The following is a 2,243-nucleotide window of genomic DNA, read 5'->3' on the forward strand; positions in this document are numbered from 1 at the left end:
GGCGCTGACGCCATGCACCATAAAGCCATGGTTGCCGGCAAAGATCGCGGTGCGCCCGCGCGTGATGCCCGGGCGTGCGCGCCTTTGCCAGCCGGCCATGAACACGGCGATGTCTTCCAGCCGGCCCAGCGATCCGGGCGGCTTGGTCAGATCATCCTGCCGCGCCCGCGCTGCGGCGGCCGCCGCAGCATCGGGCATGGCCAGATCGGCAAGCGCCGCGTCGAACGCGGCCGGAGAAGCAAACGCGCTCATGCCGCGACGAACCCGGCCGGCGGCGTGCGGCTGATGAAATGGCCTTTCACCCCCTGCGGCCATTCCTTGAACGGCACGCGCCCATGCTCGCTTTGCGCATAGGCGGCGGCATAATCGAGGATTGCCGTGGCGGCCGCTTCGTCCGCGTCAAAACGGCCCAGGACATAACCCACCTTGCCCGGCGCGCGCAGATGCACGGTGCAGTGGTCCTTGCAGGCGAACAGGCAGGCCATTTCCTGCACGGCAATCCCGGCATAGCGGGCATCGCCCTGCTGCACCGTGCGCAGCGCCGCCAAAAGCCGCGCACCACCGCGCTGGCCCTGGTCATCCTCGCGCAGGTCGGCGCTCAACCGGCAGGTGTTGCAGGCCACCACGGCGGGGCCATCGTCAACGGGGGTAAGCATGGGGGAAATCCTTGTGATGTAAACGGAACGTGTCAGAACTCGATGCCCGCCTGGGCTTTCACCCCGGCGCGGAACGGATGCTTGATCTGGGCCATTTCGGTGACGAGATCGGCCGCCGCGATCAGTTCATCGGGCGCGTTGCGGCCCGTCACGATCACGTGCTTCATCGCCGGGCGCGCGGTCAGCACGGCCAGCACTTCGTCGAGCGGCAGATAGTCATAGCGCAGCACGATGTTGAGCTCGTCGGCCAGGACCATGGCATAGGCCGGATCGGCGATCATGCGCTCGACCTCGTCCCAGGCGGCGCGGGCCACGGCCACATCGCGCGCGCGGTCCTGCGTGTCCCAGGTAAAGCCTTCGCCCATCGGCTTGAACTCGACGTGGGCGGGAAAGGCATCGAACACCGCCTTTTCGCCCGTGGTCATCGCGCCTTTGACGAACTGCACCACGCCCACGCGCTGGCCATGGCCGATGGCGCGCACCACCATGCCCATGGCCGCAGTGGTCTTGCCCTTGCCCTTGCCGGTATGGACGATCAGCAGGCCCTTTTCCTGGGTCTTGGTGGCCATGATCTTGTCGCGCGCGGCCTGTTTCTTGCGCATCTTGTCGGCGTGGCGCGCGTCTTCATCAGCTTGCATCGGCCGTTTCCCTTTTCAGCAGATAGATGTCCATGATCCAGCCATGCTGCGCGCGCAGCGCGGCACGGCGGGCGAGAATGCGCGGGGCCACCACGGCCAGCGGGCCATGCTCGAGCGCCTGATGCGCCATGCCCAGGTATGCCCCCCACCAGATGGTCACGCCAGCAGGGTCCAGCCCGGCAAACGCACCGCCCGCATCGAGCATCACGACAAGATGATCAGCCCCCGCCGGCCAGCCATGGGTGCGGAGCAGGCGGCCGGTAGTGATCATGACTGGCCCTGCCAGCGGATTGAGCGGTATGGCATGGGCGGCAGTCAGCGCCGCGATGCTGGTGATCCCCGGCACGACCTGCACCGCCAGGGCCGCACCCTGCCCCATCAGCCGCGCCGCGATGCGCAGGCTGCTGTCATAGAGCGCCGGATCACCCCACACCAACAGCGCAGCGCGCCCGCCCTGCGGCAGGGCCTGAGCCAGGGTTGCCTGCCACACCTGCGCGATGGTGTGGTGCCAGGCATCCACTGCTGCCGCATAGTCGCCCGCACCATCGCGCAGCGGCATGGCGAATTCGACGATCGGAACGGCCCGCGTCAGCACCGCCGCGCAGATCGTGCGGCGCAGGTCGATCAGCCCGGCCTTGTCCGCGCCCTTGTCGGGCAGCAGGATCACGTCGGCGCCATTGATCGCGCGCACCGCCGCTAGGGTAAGGTGATCGGGGTTGCCCGTGCCGATCCCGATAAGATCGAGCTGGATCACGCGCCCCCCGCAATCATGTGGAAGAACGTGCCCGTGACCTGCCCGCGCCGCGATCCGGTCTCCGCCACGGCCGCGCCGGTGGCATCGGCCACCTGCGCCAGCGGCGCATCGCCCTGGGCCAGGATGGTGCAATAGTGGAATTCGTGGCCGCGCAGCGCAGTGCCCGCCGCCATGCTGCCCACCGGCGCCAGCAGC

Annotated in this window: 4 protein-coding genes and 1 pseudogene; all 5 read right to left on the reverse strand. The window is 68.3% G+C overall.

What is annotated here, in order from left to right:
* Positions 1–252 (reverse strand): nicotinate-nucleotide--dimethylbenzimidazole phosphoribosyltransferase (locus tag H926_RS35050; protein ID WP_043610667.1); only part of this gene is annotated, 252 nt, incomplete at its 3' end.
* Positions 249–656, reverse strand: a complete 408-nt coding sequence (locus tag H926_RS0120365) for a DUF1636 domain-containing protein (RefSeq protein ID WP_022677918.1) — start codon at positions 654–656, stop codon at positions 249–251. The genes H926_RS0120365 and H926_RS35050, both read right to left, overlap by 4 nt.
* A 32-nt stretch (positions 657–688) precedes the next feature.
* Positions 689–1,294 carry a cob(I)yrinic acid a,c-diamide adenosyltransferase gene (cobO, locus tag H926_RS0120370; RefSeq protein ID WP_022677919.1) on the reverse strand — a complete coding sequence of 202 codons (606 nt, stop codon included), beginning with the start codon at positions 1,292–1,294 and terminating at the stop codon, positions 689–691.
* On the reverse strand, positions 1,284–2,048 hold the full coding sequence (gene cobF / locus H926_RS0120375; RefSeq protein ID WP_022677920.1) for a precorrin-6A synthase (deacetylating): 765 nt from the start codon (positions 2,046–2,048) through the stop codon (positions 1,284–1,286). Before cobF ends, cobO begins: the two co-directional genes overlap by 11 nt.
* Positions 2,045–2,243, reverse strand: a pseudogene (locus H926_RS0120380) (cobyrinic acid a,c-diamide synthase); the annotation flags it as partial. The gene cobF and the pseudogene H926_RS0120380, both read right to left, overlap by 4 nt.

It is taken from the genome of Novosphingobium sp. B-7 (assembly GCF_000410615.1).
Classification (GTDB): Bacteria; Pseudomonadota; Alphaproteobacteria; order Sphingomonadales; family Sphingomonadaceae; genus Novosphingobium; species Novosphingobium capsulatum.